Source organism: Cognatazoarcus halotolerans, from assembly GCF_009800965.1.
Lineage (GTDB): Bacteria > Pseudomonadota > Gammaproteobacteria > Burkholderiales > Rhodocyclaceae > Cognatazoarcus > Cognatazoarcus halotolerans.
Genome location: NZ_WUAF01000009.1, coordinates 169,759 through 189,371 on the forward strand (window position 1 = coordinate 169,759; position 19,613 = coordinate 189,371).

The following is a 19,613-nucleotide window of genomic DNA, read 5'->3' on the forward strand; positions in this document are numbered from 1 at the left end:
CATTTAGCAATGAACGCGGGGGCCAGTGTCAAATTCACCGACACGGCCCCGTGAATACTTCACACGCCACCATGGTCGTTGGCACCGGCCGGGATGCCCGTCGCCGCAAACTCGAACTCAACCCAGTCAATCAGAAAATCACTGCCGTGCATGACGCCCGAGCCATCGGTGTAGGCAGGGGCCGCGCCCGAGGTAGTGCCCGCATAGGCACCAAACACGAAGTCGCTACCGTCATATGCGCCAGCGCTGAGCTCCACCGCCACGAACTCGGCATTGGTCAGCAGGCTTATCTCCTTGGCACCGCTGGACGAATCTGCGACGAAAGTCGCCTCGCCGACAAGGTTCCCGTTCGCGTCGAAGGCCTGCAGGCGCCCCGCTTCAGCATGTACCGTGGCGTCATCACTCACATAGAAGCGGGCCAGATCGACAGTCACCTTGTTCGCACCCTGGTCGAGTTCGAAGCGCAGCGCTTCGGTACCATCGATCTCCTGCACGGTACGACTCGTCTCCATGGTCCGACCACTCACCCCGAGGTCACCGCTGTAGTGATCGGAACCCGCCAGGGTCGCCGGGCTCGTGCGCCCGAAATCCACATTGCTCCAAGCCTCTCCCGTGTCGGTCACATCGGCCTTGTGGAGAATTCCAGTGACATGCGCCCCGTCCAGCCACGCATCGGCAATTGCCGTCGGGTTGCTCGACGAGACGCGTGTCGGGGCGTCGCCGATGCGCACGACCTCTGGCGGCATATCGGCCGCCACTGAGACAGACTGGGTAGCCGCGCTGCTGTGCGTGCCGTCCTCGTCGATCAGGCTGACACTGACCGTGTAGTCACCGGCTGCGGCGTAGTCGTGGCTCACGTCACCGGCACTCGCCACGGTGTCCGTGCTGCCGTCGCCCCAGTCGATGACGTAGCTCGTGACCGTATCGGTGCCCGGGTCGGTAATGCTGCCGAGGTTCAGGATGTAGCTCGCCCCCAGCGTCACCGAGCCACTGCCCGTGAGCGCAATGCTCGGCGCGACGTTATTCACCGTCACCGCATGGGTCTGCGTGGTCACGCCGCCGTCGCCATCGTTCGCCGTAACCGTGATGGTGCGCGCGGTGGCGTTCACCGGGCCGTCCTCGTCGTCGGCAAAGACGTGCTCGACGCTGCCGCCCAGGGCCGCCAGTTCGGCGGCACTGAGCGTCTGCAGCGCGGAGCCGTCGCCCCAGTCGATGGTGTAGCCGAGTGGATCGGCCGTCCCGGCCACGTCGCTGCCGGCGATGGCCAGCGCGAAGGTGTCGCCTTCGTCGATGCTGCCCGCTCCACCGATGTTCAGGCTCGGCGCGACGTTGTTCACCGCGATGGTCTTGGTGCCGGCGACAAAGCTGCCGTCCTCGTCGGTGACCGTCAGCGTAATCGTGGCGCTGGCGTCACCGTCGGCATAGACGTGCTCGATGCTGCCTCCAAGCGCGGCGAATTCGGCTGCACTGAAGCTCTGCACGTTGCCATCACCCCAATCGAGGCTGTAGCCGGTGGCGGTGTCGGCACCCGGATCGATCAGACTGCCCAGGCTCAGGGTATAGCTGCTGGCTTCATCGACGCTGTCGGCTCCGCTGAGCTCGATGGAGGGGGCGACGTTAGCAACCGTCACCGCATGGGTCTGTGTGGTCACACCGCCGTCGCCATCGTTCGCCGTAACCGTGATGGTGCGCGCGGTGGCGTTCACCAGGCCGTCCTCGTCGTCGGCAAAGACGTGCTCGACACTGCCGCCCAGGGCCGCCAGTTCGGCGGCGCTGAGCGTCTGCAGCGCGGAGCCGTCGCCCCAGTCGATGGTGTAGCTGAGTGGATCGGCCGCCCCGGCCACGTCGCTGCCGGCGATGGCCAGCGCGAAGGTGTCGCCTTCGTCGATGCTGCCCGCTCCACCGATGTTCAGGCTCGGCGCGACATTGTTCACCGTGATGGTCTTGGTGCCGGCATTGGAATGGGTGCCGTCTTCATCCACCAGGGTGACCGAGATAGTGCGCTGAGTGCCGCCGCTGCCACCATCGGCATACACATGTTCAAGGCTGGCATCGGCGAGGATATCTGCAGCCGTGAAGGTTTCAACGGCTCCGTCCCCCCAGCTCACCTGGTAAGCACTGACTTGATCGACACCGGGATCGGTGATTGCGCCGATATTCAAGGTATAGACACTGGCCTCGCTTACTTCGTCGGCGCCGCTCAGCGCCACCGTCGGCGCTACGTTGGTCACGGTGATACTGCGGCTACCGGCACTCAGCCACGTGCCATCTTCGTCGATCAGATCGACCGTGATCGTCGGTGTCGTCAGGCCGTCGGCATAGGTGTGGGCAAGTTGACGGGAGGCCGGCAGATCGACGGCGGCGACCGTCTCATCAGTGCCATCGCCCCAATGGATCACGTAACTCTGAACCGTATCGTTGCCCGGATCGTTGATTGCACCGAGCGTCAGTACATAGGCGGAACCTTCCGGCACGCTGCCACTGCCGATGAGCGATACGGTCGGCACCACATTGCCGACCACGACATCAAAACTGTCACTGCCCTGCTGAGCTTCATCATCGACGACGACCGTGACCGTGTAGTTGGCGGCGTCGTCCGCATAAGTGTGGCCGATGACGAAGCTGTTCTGAGCACTCGACAGATTGCCAGAAGACGTCTGCCCATCGCCCCAGTCCACCGAATAAGTGCGGCCCAGTGCGCCCTGGTCCGTCGGATCATCAAAGGTAATGGTTTTCTGGAAATAGTTGCCCTCCTGTACGCCAATGTCCGCTCCGGCATTGACCGTGATGATCTCTGCGGGCGCGGCCACCGTCAGCGTCTTGCTCCCCGCCGCAGGCCAGGTCCCATCCTCGTCGCGCAACGTGACAGAGATGGTCATGCTGCCGGTCGAAGTGTAGGTATGGGTAAGGATGCCGTTGGTCGGCAGGGTCGCGGGCGTATAGACCTCCTCCACACTGCCGTCACCCCAGTCGATCCGATATTCGTCCACCGTGTCGTTGCCCGGATCGTAAGGGGTCCCGAGATCGATGGTGTAAACCTCTCCCTGGGTCGCCCCGTTTGCACCCGATATGCTGATGGTCGGCGCCACATTTGCCACGGAAACCTTGAAGGTATCCGTCTCGATGCTGTTGGCGTTACCGGTCTGGTCGTTTACGGTCACGGAGACCGTATAGTCGCCATCATCGGCAAAATAGTGCGAGAGGTTCGGATTCGCCGAACTGGTGGAGAAGGAAGTATCAGCGGAGCCATCACCCCAATTCACCGTCACCAAGTGACCTTCCGGATCCGGGTCGCCAATCGTGATGGCATGGTTGAACCACTGATTCTCGGCACCGGCGTCGTCGGCACCAGCCTCGAGGCGGGGACCGTCATTGACGTTGTTGAGGGTGATGTTGCCGTAGGCCGGCGTGGAAGTGAATGAGACCCCGTCGGACGCCGTCCAGCGGAACTGGTCGTCGCCGAAGAAATCGGTATTTCCGGTGTAGGTGAGATTGCCCGCCTGAAGGTCGACGAGACCGATCTCCTGCCCGGCCACGACGGCCACGCCATTGAGGGCGATGCTGCCGTGGGCGGCCAGCGTGGTGATCCTGATCGCTTGCAGCGTCTGCCCATCAAGATCATTGAAGGCGGCATTGAAGCGGTCGTAGCCAAGGACCACAGCCTGCTCTTCATTGCCATTGACGCTGATGTCACCGATTTCCGGCACGGTATTGCCGAAGCGTTGCATCAGGATGTCGTAGGAATCACTTCCGCCATCCGGCACGCCATCGCCGTTCTGGTCGCCGGAATAGGTGTAACCCTGGTAGGCAACAACGAAGCCACCATCCGGCATGGCGGTCACGGCGGACCGGTATTGGGTGCTACCCGTACCCGTATTGACCAGGATCTCGCCATCCACCGGCTGGCCGGCGGCGTTGTACTGCTGCATGAAAATGTCGTAGCCGCTGCTTGCGCCGAAGTAGTCGGTCCAGGTGATCACCCAACCACCATTCTCGAGTCCGGTTATGGCGGCATCGGTCTGGGTGCTGTTCACCGTGGTGTTGACCCGGAACTCCGCGCCAAGCGCATTGCCTGCGTCATCGAAACGCTGAGCATAGATCCCGGTGGACGAAAGATCCTCTCCCTCGGAATCCCACACCACGACGAAGCCGCCGCCCTTCAGCGCCGCAACCTGGGCGTTATCCTGCGCGCCGGTGATGTATGAATTGGCCTGGAAATCCCCCCCCGCGAGTGCGTTTCCGCTGGCATCGAAGACCTGGCCAAAAACACCGGCCCCATTGCCGTCAGCACCACTCTGGTCGGTCCACACGACCACGAACCCGCCATTGCCCAGGACCGTGATATCTGGTTGATACTGGGTTGTCGTGCCCATACCCGTCGGGTTGGCCTGGGTTTCGGCACCAAGAGGCGTTCCACTGGCATCGTAGCGCTGGAAGAAGACGTCGCTGTATTCGGAGTTCTCGGAACTGTAGTAAGCGTTGTGCCACGCAACGATGAATCCGCCGTCCGGCGTTGCGGCAATTACCGGCGTCTGCTGTGTACTTTGGGCGGTGGTGTTGACGACGAACTCGCTCCCGACAGCGCTGCCATCGGCGGCATACATCTGCGCCATGATGGATTCGCCCGAGCCATCCTGACCTGCACCGGACGACCAGGCCACCACGAAACCGCCGGTGCTCAAGCCAATGACGTCAGGCTGGTGCTGCTGACTGGTCGTCACAGTATTGACCAGGAATTCGGACCCTACCGGATTGTCGTCGGCATCGTAACGCTGACCATAGACACCGTAGCCATTGCCGTCGGCATCGCTCTGGTCGGTCCATACCACCACATAGCCACCATCGCTCAGATGTGTGATCGACGGTTCCGCCTGCCCGCCGCTCGTCGTGGTGTTGACGATCCGCTCCAGACCGATTGGCGTGACACCGTCGGTTTCGGGCGTCACGTTGATCTGCACTGTGCGCGCATCGGATGCACCTCCGTCGCCGTCGGAAACGCGAATGGAGATGGTGCGGCTGGCCGCCGGGTTGGAGACGCTGTTGGCGTAAGTCAGGTTCTCGATGACCCGCTCGACCGCCTGCACGGTGGCGTCGGCGTTGAATTGCACCGCAAGCTTGGCACCGTTCTGACCGTCGCTGACGATGGTGCCGATTACCGTGCCTTCGAAGCTCACGCTGTTGCCGGAAACCCCCACCTGGTTGGTGCCGCTACCCTGGTTGCGCACACCAAGCTGGTCCTGCGTATCGACGCCCACGCCGCCAAGCTGATCGAGGGAACCGTAGTCGGTGATGTAGTTCACCTCCAGCAGGCCGCCATCAAAGTTTGCCGAATCGCTGTCGAACAGGCCGACGCCCGGGTCGATGAGCTGCGGTGTGGCGTTGATGGTGTTCTCGGCAAAGGTGACGCTGCTTGCCACGTCCACAAGTTCGGGGTTGGCACTGTGGGCGAAATCGCCGGGCTTGCCGAACAACTGCTGATAAACGTTATACGAGTTCGTGTCGTAACTGTAGTCACGCCAGGCTGTCACGAAGCCGCCGTTGGCGAGCCCGAGCACCACCGGGGTATCCACGTTGGCGTTGGCATCCAACGTGTCGGCGCGCAGCACCTGATCAACCCGTTCACCATTGCTATCGAACTGCTGCACATAGGCACGATTGCCGTCACTCCAGATAATGGCGAAGCCGCCGTCGGAGAGCGCAGCCGCCGAAGGTTGGTCCTGGGTGCCGGCCGGATCCGTATTCACCCGGAACTCGGCGCCGTTCAAGCTGCCGTCCGCGTTGTAACGCTGAGCAAAGACACCGGACGTGCCGGAACCGTCCTGAGTGTAGGACGTCCAGGTAACCACGAAACCACCATCTGTCAGCACCGCCACGTCGGGCTGGTACTGGTAGCTGTCGGTATAGGTATTGACCTGGAACTCACTGCCGAGCCTGCTGCCGTCTGACGCAAATCGCTGGGCGAACACGCCGCTCAAATTACCATCCTGGGCGCCATCGGCGCGCCACGCGATGACGAAGCTGCCGTCAGCAAAGCTGGCGATTGACTGCTCGTACTGATTCTGGCCCTCGAAGCCGGTGCTGGTGTTGACCGTAAGCTCCGCTCCAAGCTTATTGCCCGCCGCATCGAAACGCTGGGCCATGATCTGGTTGTAAGACGTGCCATCGTAGTAGGTGTGCCAGGTCGCGACGAATCCCCCCCCGGGCTGGCTCGCAACATCCACATCCGTCTGGTCGTTGGACACGCCGGTGTTGACCAGAAACTCGTCGCCGGAGGGGGTGCCATTGGCATCGAAGCGCTGCCCGTAGATACCCCAGCCCGAGCCATCTTGGCCGCTCGATTGCCACATGACGACGAAGCCGCCGCCGTCAAGGCCCGCAACGGCCGGCGTATTCTGCTGGTTGGGCGTGTAGCTGTTGATCTGGAACTCGCTGCCCACCGGCACGCCGTTGGCATCGTAACGTTGGCCATAGACGCCATCGGACCAACCATCCTGCGAGACGAACTGGGATGCCTGGACGGACGTCCACACGATCACGTAACCGCCATCGGCCAACGCGGCCATGGCCGGTTCGATCTGAGTGTTGGGCTCGTAGGTGTTGACCTGCTCGTTGGAACCGATCGCCTGGGCACCGTCGTAATCCGGATTGACCGTGATCTCGACCATCTTGGGCACGCTGGTGCCGCCAGCGCCGTCATTGACGCTGATGCTGATGGTGCGGGTAGCGACCGGAGCCGAGGAAGTGTTGGCGTAGGTGAGGTTTTCGATCAGCGCCTCGACGGCGGTTGGCGTGGCCGACCCGTTGAACTCAACGACCAAGTCTGCACCGTTGGTGCCGCTGGAGGTGATACTACCGATCACCACGCCACCATAGGTGACGTTGCTGCCACTGATGCCGATCTGGCCAGCAGCGCTGCCCTGATTGCGGATGCCGAGCTGATCCTGGGCGGGAATGTCTTCCGGCAACTGGGCGTAGAGGATGTTGCCATAGCCGGAGATAACGCTTACCCACAGGGCACCGCCGGCGAAGTCGGTGGAGTCGGTATCCACCAGATTGACGCCCGGATCGATGATCTGCGGTGCCACATTGACTACCGCTTCGTCAAAAGTGACCGTGGTGGTCAGGTCGAGCAGTTCAGGAGCGTCGGAACGAGTGACGCTGCCGCCGGTATCGAAGAGCTGGTGGAACACACCGTAGGTGTTGACGGTGCCGGCCTGCTCCTGGTCGTAGCCGGACCAACTGATGACGAAGCGCTCGCCACCGAGGGCGGCAACATCCGCCTCGTACTGAACACCGGTAACAGTGCTATTGACAATGAAGGCGCCGTCGATCTTGTTGCCAGCGCTGTCGAACTTCTGGGCGAAGATATCGTAGGAACTGCCGCTCAGACCGTAGTAACTGTCCCAGGTAACCACGAAACCGCCATCGTCCAGGGTATCGACACGCGCGTAGTTCTGGTAGGCCCTCGTGTCCTGCGTCGTCACGACCAACTCAGCACCAGCCTTGTTCCCGCTGGCGTCAAAGCGCTGGGCGTAGATGTCGTTGTTGTACTCCCATACGGCAACGAAACCACCATCCGGTAGCCCGGCCACGTCAGGACCTTGCTGGGTACCGGTGGTAGTGGCGTTCACCGCGATCTCGCTACCCACCTTGCCGCCATCACTGGCGAAGCGCTGGGCGACGATGCCGTAACCGCTGGCGTCCCCCGCGCTGTCAGCCCAGATCGCGACGAATCCGCCCCCGCTTAACGCCGACAGTTGCGGCTGCGACTGCGTGCCCGAGACCTGGGTATTGAGCGCAAACTCGGCACCCAGCGCAGTGCCATCTGCCGCGAAACGTTGGGCAAGAACATCGTAGTAGCTGGAGGTAGTGGTGCTGTAGTAGCTGGAGTAAGCCACGACGAAGCTGCCATCCGAAAGGCCGACCACTGCCGAGGTGTTCTGGCTGCTTTGGGTGCTGGTATTGACCTGGAAGTCTGTTCCGACCTTGGCCCCGCTGGCGTTGAACACCTGGGCGAAGATGCCATCGCCGTCACCGTCCAATGAGCTGTCGGTCCACGTAACCACGAAGCCACCGTTCTGCAGGCCGGCCACCGCGGGCTCATCCTGGTTGTATAGCGTCTGGGTATTGACCTGGAACTCGGGGCCGATCGCAGTACCGTTGCCATCGTAACGCTGGGCGAAGACACCATAGCCGTCTCCATCCTGGCCACCTGCCGACGTCCAGGTAATGACGTAGCCCCCGTTGTTGGCGCCGAGCAGCCTCGCAACCGCGGAATCCTGCTGCTGGCCTGCTTCGTAGGTGTTCGTCTGCACTTCGCCCAGCAGAGGATGGGCTGCTGCAGGGTCGGCCTCCGGGGCGATGTTGATCACCACGTACTGCGTGCCGGTATTGACGTTGGCCGCGTCGTAGACGCGGACGTTGAGGGTGCGGCTGGCAAGCGGGCCGTCGGAAACGTTCTGGTAGGAAAGACTTTCGATCAGGCGCTCGATCGCCTCGGCAGTAGCACTGGCATTGAAGGTAATGGTGAGGGCAGCACCATTGGCACCGTTGGCCGTGCCGTCAACCGCACCGATCACGGTGCCGCCATAGGTAATGCTGCTTCCGGCAACACCGATCTCACCAGAGCCCGCGCCCGCATTGCGGATCGAGAGTTGGTCATCGACGCGCCCGGTGGAACTGTGATAGGTGACCTGCAGCGAGCCGCCGTCAAAGCCAGTGGCGTTGTAGTAGTCGAGTTGCACCGCACCGTCGACAATGACCCCGGCTTGGGCCTGGCCCTCAGTGATATCGAGCGAGGGAGCGAGATCCGTCAGGGTGATGCCGGAAGGCGCATAGCTGTTCTGTATGCGGATCTGTACGTTGGGTACGTCGCTCGCACCGCCATCGCCGTCGAAGAGGCGAAAACCCACGTAGCGATCGGTAGTTCCACTCGCCGGGGCAGTGTTCTGGTAGGTAATATTCTGCAGCAGTGCCTGCACCGCTTCGGCCGTGGCATTGGCGTTGAGGCTGATCTCCATCACGCTGCTGCCCGCAGCATTTCCGCTGACCGTACCGATCACCGTGCCACCGAAGGTGACGTTGGTGCCCGAGAGCCCGATCCGGCCGACACCCGAGCCTTCGTCACGGATACCCAGGGCCTCGCCTGCGGCCGCGCCGTTGAGCAACTGGGCCAGCAGGCTGCCTCCATCGAAATTTGCAGAGTCGAGGTCGCTGATGCTCACATCATTATCGATGACCTGGGCACTGCCGCTGTAGCGGGGATCGCCGGCATCGTTGGTGAAATAGACAATGCTGGCTACGTCATCGATGACTGGGCCTGCGCTGCTGCGTGCCAGATCTGTCGCGCTGCCGAACATCTGTTGCTTGATCGCGTAGTGACCGTAGCCCGGATCGTTGGCGTCATAGATGTTGTTGTAATCGGAATACACGACCACATAGTTGCCGCCACCGAGATCGGCCACAGCCGGGGATTGCTCGGTGCTGTTGGTGGGCGACTCGAGCTTGCGCTCGCCATCGATGGCATTGCCGGCTGCGTCGTATTCGCGGATGTAGATGTCCTGAGACGTACCGGTGCCGGAAAGATCGTAGCTTGCGTTGTGCCAGGTCACCACGAAGCCGCCGGCATCAAGGCCAGTTACGCTCGGTTCGTACTGGTTACCCGAGGTCGATTCATTGATCTGGAATTCGGCGCCCACCCTGGCACCCGAGGCATCGAAACGCTGGCCGTAGATACCATAACTGCTGCCATCCTGCCCGCTCGACGCCCACACCACCACGTAACCACCATCGTTCGTAACGCCCACCACCGGACCGTATTCACCTCCGTTATCGCCCTGGTAGCTGGTGGTATAGGTGTTCACCTGGAAGGTGGCGCCGAAGGTGCCGTTCGCGGCGTCGTAAACCCGTGCAAACACGCCGTTGAGATTGCCGTCGAGGCCGCCGGTGTCGGTCCACGAGATCAGCATCTTGCCGTCTGCATGGCTGGCTACCGAGGGCACGTACTGGGCGCCGGACTGCGCGGTGCCGGTCGTTGCGTCGACGCTGACGCGGGTCTCGCCGGTTACCACGGTACCTGCGTTGTCATAGCCCTTGAGATAGATGTCCTGGCTGGCCCCTCCAGCGTTGCCCGCGGAGGAATACACCACCACGAAACCGTCACCGTAGGCGGCCACCGCGTCGTGATACTGCGTACCGCTGGTTTGCGAGTTGACCGTGAAATTGCTGCCAATGGCATTGCCGCCGGCGTCGAAGCGCTGGGCCTGCACGCTCCAGCCACTGCCGTCCGCACTGTTGTTATCCTGCCAGGTAACAACGAAGCTTCCGTCGGACAGCCCCGCGACGTGCGGCCAATTCTGCGTGCCGATCGTACTGCCGGTATTGACGAAGAACTCGCTGCCTACCGGTACGCCGGACGCACCCATCACCTGCCCATAGACACCCCAACCGGAACCATCCTGGGCATTGGAGGCCCACACCACCACATAGCCGCCCCCGGCAAGCTGGGCCGCCTGCGGATCGTCAAGCGTGTTCGGTGCGTAGGCGCTCACGGTCTCTTCACCATGCACCGCGGCAGCGCCGTCGAGATCAAGCGTGACGTTGATGGCAACGGTCGACGGTTCGCTGAGGCCGCCATCGCCGTCGGAGACGCGGATGGCAATGGTCCGCAGGGGGTCGGGATTGGTGGCGGTGGTTGCGTAGGTGAGGTTCTGAATGACCGCCTCGACGGCATCGGCCGTGGCGTTGCTGTTAAAGCTGATACCCAGGTTGCTACCGTTGGTGCCGCCACTGATGGAGCCGATGACTATCCCACCGTAGCTCACCAAGCTGCCGCTCACGCCAACCTGGCCGGCAGCGCTGCCCTCGTTACGCACCGCAAGTTGGTCAGTCGCTTCACCGTACTGGATGTAATACACCTCGAGCCGGCCGCCGTCGAAATTGGCGGAATCCGTATCGGTGAGGCTCACCGCCACATCGATGAGTTGCGGCGAGGCATTCACATCGTTTTCGAAGTAGCTGACGCTGGCGGTAAGGTCGGTAAGGACCGGATTGGCGCTCTGGCGTGCCAGATCGGCAGCACTGCCGAAGAGATTCTGGAAGATCTCGTAGCTGTTGTTGCCGCCATCGCTGGCGCTGTTGTAGCCACTGTAGGCGACGACAAAGTTGCCGTTACCCAGATCGGCCACTGCAGGCTGGTATTGCTGATTGCTCGGCGTGCCGTTGTTGCCGGTGACCAGCCGCTCCCCGTCAACCGGGTTACCCGCAGCATCGTATTCGCGGATGTACACGTCCTGATAGCTGCCCACCCCTGAAACGCCGTAGCTGTCGTTGTGCCAAGTCACCACGAAACCGCCGGTCGACAGGACCGTGACGTCGGCCATGTACTGACCACTCGTCGTACTTTCGTTGATCTGGAACTCGCCGCCCAACTTGGCGCCGCTGGCGTCGAAACGCTGGCCGAAGACCCCCCAGCCGGAACCATCCTGCCCGTTAGCGGGCCAGACCACGACAAAGCTGCCGTCGGCCGCCATCGAGACCCTTGGTTCATAACCGATCGCGGTATTGCTCTGCTCCGCGATCGTGGTGGTGTTGATCAGAAAGGTGGCCCCAAAGGTGTTCGTAGCGGCGTCATACAGGCGGCCGAACACCCCGTCAGCATTACCATCGTTACTGGCACCATCGTTCCACACGACAACCATCTTGCCGGCAGCATTCGCGGCAATGTCGCCGTAGTACTGACTACCGCTCTGGCCGGTGCTCAGGCCAAGAGCCGTGCTGACCAGCACCTCGCCACCAAGCTTGTTGCCCGCGTTGTCGAAGCGCTGCACGAAAATGTCGTAGCTGACGCTACTGGCGTTGCTGTCGCTCCAAATGATGGCGAAACCGCCGTCATAGCTCGCCACCGGTCCTGCGTACTGAGTGCTGCTAGTGGTGGTATTGACCACGAAATTGCCGCCCTGGGTAGTGCCATCCGCCGCAAAGCGCTGGGCAATCACGCCATAGCCGGAGCCGTCGACACCCGTGACATCCTGCCAGGTGACAACGAAGCCACCATCCGACAAGGCGGCAACGTTGGCCTGGAGTTGATCGCCGTCGGTCACGTCATTGACGCGAAACTCTGGCCCCATGGCCACACCATTGGCGCCGAAACGCTGGGCATAGATGCCGTCGCTGTTGGTGTCGTCCTGACCATACGATTGCCACACGATCACGTAGCTGCCGTCATTGAGGACGGCGATCTGCGGTTCTTCCTGGGTGCTGGCGGCAAACGTATTGACCCGCTCGGTCACATGCACTTCCGGCTGGCCATCGAGCTCAAGGGTAACGTTGATCGTCACGCTCGACGCGGCGCTTGCGCCTCCGTCTCCATCGGAGACGCGCAGGGCCACCGTGCGCGACGCCTCCGGACTCTGTGAGGTGGAACCGTAGGTCAGGTTCTGGATCAGCGCCTCGACCGCATCGACGCTTGCATTGGCATTGAGACTGATGTGCAGATTGGTGCCATCGGCGCCGCCGCTGAGCGTGCCGATGACCACGCCACCGAAGGTGACGGAAGCGCCCGAGACTCCGATCTGACCGGGGGCCGAGCCCTGGTCCCGGACCGACAGCTGGTCGGTTTTCTCACCGCCGAGAATGTAAAAAAGTTCGACACCGCCTCCGTCGAAGTCGGCCGAATCGAGATCGGTCAGACTGATCGCCGGATCGATGACCTGGCCGGCGGCGTTCACCAGATTCTCGGCAAATGTCACGGTGCCCGTGAAATCACCCACCGTGGGATTATCCTGACGCGGCAGGTCCGCGGCGCTTCCGAAGAGCCGCTGCTTGATCTCGTAGGTGTCGTTTCCGCCTGCTGCCGTGGTGTCGTAATCGGTGTAGACAACGACGTAGTTGCCATTCCCCAGGTCCGCGACCGAGGGCTGATACTCGGTGCTGTCCGAATCCGAGACCAGCTTCGTCTGCCCGCCGAGCGCAGCGCCACTGGCATCGAACTCGCGTACATAGACATCGCGCGTGGATCCGGTGCCGCTCACGTCGTAGTTGTCGTTGTACCATGTGACAACGAAGCCCCCGGTCGAAAGCGCCGTTACGTCAGGCTGGTACTGGCCTCCGTTGGTGCTCTCGTTGATCAGGAATTCGCCGCCATTCTTGCTGCCGTCCACGTTGAGCAACTGGCCGAACACGCCCCAAGTGGAGCCATCCTGGCTGTAGGAGGCCCAGACAACGATGGAGCCGCCACTCGTCAGCGCCGCAACCGACGGACCAAAACCATCGCCGCTGCTGCTCTGGGAATTCGCAGTGGTGGTGTTGACGAGGAAAGTGTCGCCGAAGGTGGCGGTAGAAGCTGTAAACACCCTCGCGAAGACACCATCACTGCTCCCGTCATTACTGCCTGAATCATTCCATGCAATGAGCAAATCACCATTCGCCTGCGCGGCAACCGAGGGCTGATATTGAGAACCAGTCTGCGGATTGCTGGTGGAAGGAATCGTGCTGACCAGGGTCTCCACCCCAATCGGCGTACCGTCGGTTGCAAAGCGCTGCAGATAGATGTTGTAGGTGTTGTCGTCGTTGCCGTAAGAGGTCCAGACCACGGCGTAGCCGCTATCGTAGGCGACTACCTCGGCACTGTTTTGACCGCTCGTCGTGACTGTGGTAACGAGCGTCTCAGCCCCAACGGCCTCGCCCGCGGCATCGTATCGCTGGCTGAAGATACCGTCGCCAGAACCATCGGCGCCGGAGTTGTCCTGCCAGGTTATGACAAAGCCACCGTCAGCCAGGGCCGCGATGCTCGGGTCCGTCTGGTTGCCGCTAACCGTGGAATTGACAAGGAACTCGGGACCCATCGGGATCCCGGAAGAGCTGAAACGCTGGGCATAGATGCCGTAAGAATTGACACCATCCTGGTCGTACGACACCCATGCGACCACGTAGCTGCCATCGGCAAGGACCGTAACGCTCGGACTGTCCTGGGTTCCGGCGGTAAAGGTATTGACCTGCTCTTCGCTGTAAATCTGCATTTCCCAGTCCCTTTTCAGTTGCGCCAAAAAATGGCGGAAGCATCAAGGTTCGAGGCAATGCAAATTCAATGCCAAAAGATTATTCAATAAAATCAGTTACTAAAAATTCGAACCAGGGGGAATGTAAAAATTTTCGACACCATCGATAGGCCTAGGCAATCACACACAAAGGCACAAATTACCCAGACATATCGCCGATTGACATTCAATCCATCGGCATCGCCCGTCGGTCGTTCAGGGCCAGCCAGCCGCGCACCACGCGGTACATGACCCACAGCCCCGCCAGCGCGACGATGACGAAGAAGAAGGGGATGCCGATGATGGTGATGAACATCAGATAGGCCACCACAACCCACATCGCGGCGTACCAGAAGGTGCGGATCTGCCAGCTGAAATGGCTGTCGAGCCAGCTGCCGCGTACTTCTCCGCGCTTCACGTAGTTGAGGATCACCGCGATGATCGAGGGGATGCCGCCGACGAAGCTGCCGACGATGGTCGCCGAGGTGGCGATGCCGGTGATCACCGAGATGGCGTGCAGCGCGTAGATCAGGTGGGTGAGCTTGATCATGCCTTCGCCCGGACGGTAATCGTGGCGCGCGGGGGAGAGGATTTCTGGCTCGCTCATGTCTGTTTCCTTGATAACGGGTGGTCATGCACTTGGGACAATGCGGGCGGAAGACTACATCTTCAAGCGCGCTTACCTTATTTAACCCTGCCGGCGCTGGTGGGCAAGCGGCCGGAACTTCAGGCCAGCGCGGCCGCAACCAATGCGATCAGCTCGTCGACCGCCACTTCCGTGCTCGCCCAGGAGCACATGAAACGCGCACCGCCACCGATGAAGGTGTAGTAAACCACTCCGGCGTCACGCAGCGCGGCATCGGCCGCCGGCGGCAGGCTGACGAACACGCCGTTGGCCTCACAGGGCGAGATCAGGCTCACGCCGGGCAGCGCGCACAACCCCGCGGCCAGTCGCGTCGCCATGCGATTGGCGTGAGCCGAGCGATGCAGCCAGGCTTCGTTCTTCAACATGCCGAGCCAGGGCGCGGAGAGGAAGCGCATCTTCGAGGCGAGTTGCCCGGCCTGTTTGCAGCGCCACGCGAACTCGGCCGAGAGGTCTCGATCGAAGAACACCACCGCCTCGCCAATCGGCAGCCCCATCTTGGTGCCACCGAAACACAGCACATCGACACCGGCCCGCCAGGTGAGGTCCGCGGGCTTCGCACCCAGCGCCGCAACCGCGTTGGCGAAGCGGGCGCCGTCCATGTGCAGCCTGAGCCCGTTTGCACGCGCCTCCGACGACAGCGCAGCCAGCTCGTCGGGCCGGTAGACCGTGCCGGTTTCGGTGGTCTGGGCAATCGACACCACGCGCGGGCGCGGATAGTGGATGTCGCTGCGGCGCGTGGCGAGCAGGCGCACATCGGCCGGCAGCAGCTTGCCTTCGCGGTGCGGCGCGGTCAGCAGCTTGGTGCCGTTGGAAAAGAATTCCGGTGCGCCGCATTCGTCGGTCTCGATGTGTGCGGCGTCGGTGCAGATCACGCTGTGATAGGACTGACACATGGTGGCCAGTGCAAGCGAGTTGGCGGCAGTGCCGTTGAACACGAAATAGACATCGCACTCGGTCTCGAACAGCTCGCGCAGGTGGTCGCACACCTCGCGGGTGAGCGCATCGTTGCCATAGGACGGCAGCCAGCCGGCATTCGCCGCCTGGAGCGCTTCGAGCGCCTCGGGGCAGATTCCGGCAGTGTTGTCGCTGGCGAATTGGGTGCGCCAGCCAGGCAGGCTCGTATCCATGGAGGGTCTCCGGGCAGCTCGGTTGCGATGGTTCATCAATGTAATCGATTGCCCCGCTGCCGCGCTCGGGTCGCTGTGCGATCATGCGTCTCGCCCCCGCCTCACCGGAAAACATTCATGTCGGTCACCGAACTCGTCTCCCATTACGGCTACATCGCCGTGGCCGTGGGTTGCCTGCTGGAAGGCGAAACGGTATTGCTGACCGCCGGCTTCGCTGCTCACCGGGGCATGCTGGATCTGCCGGCAGTGCTTGCGGTGGCCTTCGTTGCGAGCGCACTGGGGGACCAGATCTTCTTTCAGCTGGGACGCCACCAGGGCCCCCGACTGAAGGCGCGCTTCCCCGCTCTGGCGCGCAATGCGCCGCGGGTCGACGGACTGCTGGCACGTCATCACACCCTCTTGATCCTCGGCATCCGCTTCATGGTCGGCCTGCGCGTGGCCGGCCCGATCCTGATGGGTTCGGCCGGCATCGCGCCGCTGCGCTTCACCATGCTGAACCTGACCGGAGCCGCGCTCTGGGCCACCGCCATCGGCTCGGCCGGCTATGCCTTCGGTGCCGTGATCCAGACTTTCCTGCGCGACCTGCGACATCTCGAGGAAGGCATCCTGGTGGCCCTGCTGATCGTCACCCCGATCGTGCTGCACCTCTTTCACCGCTGGCGCGGCAAGCGCCAGCGCGGCGATTAGTCGAGCCCCAGCTCGCCCCACATCGTGTCGACCCGCGCCTTGACCTCGTCGTCCATGACGATCGGCGTGCCCCATTCCCGCGTCGTTTCCCCCGGCCATTTGTTGGTGGCGTCGAGGCCCATCTTCGAGCCAAGCCCGGCCACCGGGCTGGCGAAATCGAGGTAGTCGATCGGCGTATTGTCCACCAGGGTGGTGTCGCGGGTGGCGTCGACACGGGTGGTCATCGCCCAGATCACCTCCTTCCATTCGCGGATGTTCACATCCTCGTCCACCACGATGATGAACTTGGTGTACATGAACTGGCGCAGGAAGCTCCAGATGCCGAACATCACCCGCTTGGCATGGCCCGGATACTGCTTGCGGATGCTTACCACGGCGAGCCGGTAGGAACAGCCCTCCGGCGGGAGGTAGAAATCGGTGATCTCGGGAAACTGCTTCTGCAGCAGCGGCACGAACACCTCGTTGAGCGCCACGCCGAGCATGGCCGGCTCGTCGGGCGGCTTGCCGGTGTAGGTGCTGTGGTAGATCGGATTCCGGCGCATGGTGATGCGCTCGATCGTGAACACCGGGAAGGCGGCCTGCTCGTTGTAGTAGCCGGTGTGGTCGCCGTAGGGGCCTTCGAGCGCCTCCTCGCCGGGATGGATCACGCCCTCGAGAACGATCTCGCTCGAGGCCGGCACCTGCAGCTCGGAGCCGCGGCATTTCACCAGCTCGGTCTTTGCGCCGCGCAGCAGCCCGGCAAACTGGTACTCGGAGATGCTGTCCGGCACCGGCGTGACCGCGCCGAGGATGGTCGCAGGATCGCAGCCTAGTACCACTGCCACCGGAAAAGGCTCTCCGGGGCTGCGCTGCAGGTGGTCGCGAAAGTCCAGTGCGCCACCGCGATGGGCCAACCAGCGCATGATCACCTTGTTGCGGCCGAGTACCTGCTGGCGGTAGATGCCGAGGTTCTGGCGCTTCTTCTCCGGCCCGCGGGTAACGACAAGCCCCCAGGTGATAAGCGGCGCGGCATCGCCCGGCCAGCAATGCTGGATCGGCAGGCGGCCGAGATCGACCTCTTCGCCCTCCCAGACCACCTCTTGGCACGGGGCCGAGCGGACCTCCTTGGGGGACATGTTCATGACCTGCTTGAGCACCGGCAGCTTCTCCCAGGCATCCTTGAGGCCCTTTGGCGGCTCGGGTTCCTTGAGATAGGCGAGCAGCTTGCCCACCTCGCGCAGCGGCGTGCTCCAGTCGTCGTCGGCGACGTCCTCGCCCATGCCCATCGCCACCCGCTGAGGGGTACCGAACAGATTGGCGAGCACCGGGATCGACTGCGCCACGCCGCGCGTCACCGGCTGCTCGAAGAGCAGCGCCGGACCACCGGCGCGCAGCACCCGGTCGGCAATCTCGGTCATCTCGAGGTGGGTATCCACCGGCACCTTGATCCGCTTGAGTTCGCCACGGCTTTCGAGTTGGGAGATGAAGTCGCGCAGGTCGTCGTAACGCATGGTCTGATCCGAAATTGGGCGTGGGCATTATCCGGCAAAGCGAACGGGCCGCACAGGGCGGCCCGTTCGCTTTGCCGGATACGGTTCAGATTCCGAGAATCTTCATTGCCTTGGCCAGCGTATCGACCGAAGCCTGATGGCCGCCCGCCTTGTGCAGGGCCTCGCCCTCGGCGCGCAACTTCTTGACTTCTTCCATCTGCGCCATGCTCAACTTTGGCCCGGCGGCCATGGCGTCATCGATCTTCTTCATGTCGACCGGGCAGTGAAAAGCCCAGGCGGCTGACGACGCTGCGAGCAGGACAAACGCGACTGCAGAACGAATATTCATTTTCCGTCTCCTCGGGCGATTTACGGGCAGTGCGCCCGCGATGCTGGGAGCGTCTGGCCGCCCGGACAGTTCCATCAAGGCCTCAGGTTTCCGGCCTCCGCCACCACAGCGGCGCCAGTGCTGCCAGGCCGAACAGTGGCCCCGGCAGCAATAGCCAGGCAATCGATGTACCCCATTCACCAACCAACCGCGTCCCCCAGGCGATCGACACCATGGTGATTGCAAAGCCGATGGCGTTCTGCAGGGCGAGCGCGCTGCCGACGATCTCGGGTGGGCAGGCCCGGGCGGAAAGCGCCGAGAAATGCGGCGAATCCGCTACCACGGTGAAGCCCCACAGCAGCAGCACGGCTAGCGCGAGGCCATCGGCATGCGCTCCGACCAGCGGGTAAAACAGGCAGCACAGAGCCGAACCGGCCAGGGCCAGCGCAGCCACCCTGGCGCTGCCGATACGACGGCTCAGCGCACCGCCGGCAAAGCAACCCAGAGCGCCGATGCCGACGATCGCGAAAGAAAGCCCGGCAACACGCCCCGCGTCATCTGCCAATCCGCCCTGCACCACCAGGATCGGCACCAGGGTCCAGAACGCATAGAGTTCCCACTGATGCCCGAAATACCCGAACGCCGAGGCCCGGAAGCCGGGAACTGAAAAGGCCATCAACACCCGGCCGAGCCTCAGTGGAGGAGCGTCATGCCTGCGTGTGAGATGAGGGCCGTCGCCCAGCGCGAAGATCATCGCGGCCGCCAGCAGGGCCAGAAGCGATGAGGCGAGGATCGTCGCCTGCCAGCCAAATCCGCCGCCAAGCAACCGGATACCATGCGGCAGCGCGGTCCCGAGCGTCAGCATCCCGACCAGCTGGGCGAGTGCCGCGCCGGCCCGCTCGGGAACCCAGCTGACGACCAGTTTCATCCCCAGCGGATAGACCCCGGCGAGACTCAGGCCGACCAACGCCCGCAATGCGATCCCGCTAGCGAGTCCCTCGGCAAACAGCGCGAACGCGGCGTTCGCCGCAGCGCCCAGGCACGCGCAGACGGTAAAGATGCGACTCGCGGCAAAGCGGTCGGCAAGCCCCGAAAGGGCAAAGGCGAGCGTGCCGAAGATGAAGCCGAACTGGACGGCGTTGGTCAGCTGACCGATCTGTGTCGCGCCGATGTCCCAGGCACGCATCAGGTCGTCGGCCGCGCTGTTCGCCGAAAACCACAGCGAGGTCCCGAACAGCTGGGCGATCACGATGACGGGAATGGTGTGCGGACGCATCGCTGCAGTATAGGGCGCACCCCGTGCCTTCGGCGACGGTCGGT

General features: G+C 62.7%; 7 protein-coding genes. 1 reads left to right on the forward strand and 6 read right to left on the reverse strand.

Annotated elements, in window-relative coordinates; translation table 11 throughout:
* Nucleotides 1–59: 59 nt before the first annotated feature.
* The 3 genes from GQB03_RS13230 to GQB03_RS13240 form a co-directional block, all read right to left on the reverse strand.
* The gene (locus tag GQB03_RS13230) at nucleotides 60–14,018 is read right to left on the reverse strand and encodes a PKD domain-containing protein (RefSeq protein ID WP_159690023.1); all 13,959 of its coding nucleotides are present in this window, start codon (nucleotides 14,016–14,018) and stop codon (nucleotides 60–62) included.
* Between the two features lie 205 nt (nucleotides 14,019–14,223).
* On the reverse strand, nucleotides 14,224–14,643 hold the full coding sequence (locus tag GQB03_RS13235; RefSeq protein WP_159690026.1) for a DUF4870 family protein: 420 nt from the start codon (nucleotides 14,641–14,643) through the stop codon (nucleotides 14,224–14,226).
* 119 nt (nucleotides 14,644–14,762) lie between these two features.
* The gene (locus GQB03_RS13240; protein WP_159690029.1) at nucleotides 14,763–15,809 is read right to left on the reverse strand and encodes a threonine aldolase family protein; all 1,047 of its coding nucleotides are present in this window, start codon (nucleotides 15,807–15,809) and stop codon (nucleotides 14,763–14,765) included.
* A 117-nt stretch (nucleotides 15,810–15,926) separates the two neighbouring features.
* On the opposite strand from GQB03_RS13240, the gene GQB03_RS13245 reads away from it, so the two are divergent.
* Nucleotides 15,927–16,496, forward strand: coding sequence for a DedA family protein (locus tag GQB03_RS13245; protein WP_159690032.1), 570 nt, complete (start codon nucleotides 15,927–15,929; stop codon nucleotides 16,494–16,496).
* On the opposite strand, the gene ubiD is transcribed toward GQB03_RS13245, so the two are convergent.
* The 3 genes from ubiD to GQB03_RS13260 all read right to left on the reverse strand — a co-directional run bounded on the left by ubiD (nucleotide 16,493) and on the right by GQB03_RS13260 (nucleotide 19,569).
* Entirely contained in the window at nucleotides 16,493–17,986 is a 1,494-nt protein-coding gene (gene ubiD / locus GQB03_RS13250) for a 4-hydroxy-3-polyprenylbenzoate decarboxylase (protein ID WP_159690035.1), read from the reverse strand. The two genes, GQB03_RS13245 and ubiD, sit on opposite strands and share 4 nt — an antisense overlap.
* Before the next feature lie 85 nt (nucleotides 17,987–18,071).
* A complete protein-coding gene (locus GQB03_RS13255) occupies nucleotides 18,072–18,314 on the reverse strand; it encodes a hypothetical protein (protein ID WP_159690038.1) in 243 nt (80 codons plus the stop codon).
* Nucleotides 18,315–18,396: 82 nt separating this feature from the next.
* Nucleotides 18,397–19,569 (reverse strand): MFS transporter, encoded by a 1,173-nt coding sequence (locus GQB03_RS13260; RefSeq protein WP_159690041.1) that lies wholly within the window; start codon nucleotides 19,567–19,569, stop codon nucleotides 18,397–18,399.
* Nucleotides 19,570–19,613: the final 44 nt, after the last annotated feature.